The 2287-nt window shown below is 36.8% G+C and carries 4 protein-coding genes; all 4 read left to right on the forward strand.

Annotated elements, in window-relative coordinates; translation table 11 throughout:
• Positions 1-187, forward strand: a 187-nt coding sequence (locus tag M6D81_RS31335; protein ID WP_262681578.1) for a hypothetical protein, incomplete at its 5' end; no start/stop codon positions are given.
• 211 nt (positions 188-398) lie between these two features.
• A complete protein-coding gene (locus M6D81_RS31340; RefSeq protein ID WP_262681580.1) occupies positions 399-1034 on the forward strand; it encodes a GNAT family N-acetyltransferase in 636 nt (211 codons plus the stop codon).
• Positions 1035-1203: 169 nt separating this feature from the next.
• A complete protein-coding gene (locus tag M6D81_RS31345) occupies positions 1204-1710 on the forward strand; it encodes a GNAT family N-acetyltransferase (protein WP_262681582.1) in 507 nt (168 codons plus the stop codon).
• 203 nt (positions 1711-1913) lie between these two features.
• Positions 1914-2287, forward strand: a 374-nt coding sequence (locus tag M6D81_RS31350) for an HAD family hydrolase (RefSeq protein ID WP_262681583.1), incomplete at its 3' end; no start/stop codon positions are given.

Genomic DNA, 2287 nt, shown 5'->3' on the forward strand with positions numbered 1-2287 from the left:
ATTACATTGGATAGATCATAAACTGACGACAACACTTGAAATGCCAATGATAATTGATGAAATGTTCAAGCATTATTTTCAGAACGGAATTAAGACTGATGATACATATATAGGGATACTAACAAGAGGAACTGATATTGAACCAAAAATGATATTTACAACAATGAGAGATCCAGGAATAGTATAAGAGAATATGCAAGCGATTCGTAGAGGTCATCCCCATCACCTAACACCGTATTCACGCAGCGTCGCTATCGCTCCTTGGTCCGGCCGAAGCTAGAAGAAGTGTTTCAGAAGAAGTTGTTTCAGTAGCGGGGAAGTAAAATCAGCCGGACAAGCCTGCACTGCCTAACCGCGTCGTTATCACTTCCTTTGGTCGTTTAAGGCAGTGAAGGTTCGTGAATACAAGAACGTTATATGGCATACCCCAAAGAATAAAGGTAGGGATGATAATGTTTTCCTTTACAAGTCTTGAAGGAAGAAGAGTAAAGTTAGTTCCGCTAGAATTAGAACATGTGCGTTCTCTGTTTGAGGTAGCGCAAGAACCAGAAATATGGAAACAATACCCCATTACGATTGAATCGCATGATCAAATGCAGAACTTTGTCATGAAAGCGTTAGAAGGGCTAGATCGAAAAGAACAGTATCCTTTTGCAGTATATGATAAAGAACTTAATAAATTTATAGGTTCTACACGTTACCTTAGGATATCTGAAGCAAATAATAACTTAAATATTGGATCAACTTGGTATAACCCAATCGTTTGGAGGACGGTGGTAAACACAGAAACAAAATATTTGATGTTGGTATATGCGTTTGAAACTTTAAATGTAAACCGAGTCGAAATAATAACAACTACTGAGAACTACCAATCTCAAAAGGCTATTGAAAGATTAGGAGCTATTAAAGAAGGGATACTTAGAAAGAAATATCATAATTTAGACTACATAATCTATAGCATTATTAATGATGAGTGGAAAGAAGTAAAGAAACGATTAGAAGGTAAACTCGAAGATGCGTGGTACGTCATATAACACCATATTCACGCATCGGGGCATTCGCCCCTTGGTCCCAGAAGCAGCTTCGGAGAAGTAGTTGCTGTGGACACTCCCGGCATTCGCCGGTGTCGTGAATACAAGAACGTTATAGGAAATCAGCGTAAAACCAATAAACAAAACCCTAAAGAAAGAAGGGATAATTCAAATGCTATATATTACTCCGGTACAATACGAGGATAAAATCATCCTTCAAAATTTAATACAATTATATAGACACGATTCAAGTGAATATGACGGACATGAATTAAATGATCATGGACTATATTTATATAAGTATTTAGATCATCAATGGACGGATGAATATCGGCATCCCCTTCTAGTTAAAGTAGATGATGAATTGGCTGGTTTTGTGTTGTTAATATTGAATGTTCCAGAGAAATTTGTGAAGGTAAGCACTTCACCTGAAACAAATGTAATAAGTGATTTCTTCATATTACGCAAGTTTCGAGGTAGAAACTACGGAAAACAAGTTGCATTTCAGATATTTAATCAGTTCCCAGGTGCATGGGAGATTAGACAGACTAGAGGCAACATTCCGGCAAATCGGTTTTGGAACAAAGTAATAAAAGAATATACTGAAGGCTCATATAATGAAATTATTCTAGATAGAGAAGACTGGAATGGACCAATTCAAACATTTAAAAATAATTAAAGTGATATCTTTGAAAGTGAAAATCGAGGAAGGCGCTGACATCCTTTAACACCATATTCACGCATCGGGGCATTCGCCCCTCGGTCCCAGAAGCGGCTTCAAGGAAGTGGTTGCTGTGGACACACCCGGCATTCGCCGGGCGTCGTGAAAATACGAAACGTTATCAGAAATTGGTGCAAAAAATAAATTTGGGAAGTGGTCTCATGGGAGTATTATTTGTTACAGATCTAGACGGAACACTGTTGAATGACAAACAAGAGATTGATGTGGAAACAATTGAAATACTTAATCAATTAATCGAAAAAGGATTGAATTTTTCAATTGCAACGGCTCGATCGATTGAATCAGTCAGAGAATTAATTAAAGAATTACACTTAAAGTTGCCGATTATTTTAATAAATGGTGTCTTTATTTTAGATACAAATACTAACCAATATATCCAGAGCAATTATTTATCCAATCAATTAGGGGCACAGATCCTAGAAACATATTTAGAATCAGGCCTTAATCCTTTAGTGTATACGACGGATTCGAAAGGGAATTCACATATTTACTACAGTGGTATTTTTAACAAGAG

Source organism: Paenibacillus sp. J5C2022 (genome assembly GCF_025567625.1).
Lineage (GTDB): Bacteria > Bacillota > Bacilli > Paenibacillales > Paenibacillaceae > Pristimantibacillus.

Coding starts and splice junctions, on each gene's coding strand:
- M6D81_RS31345 (WP_262681582.1), top strand. CDS start 1,204: ATGCTATATATTACTCCGGTACAATACGAGGATAAAATCATCCTTCAA.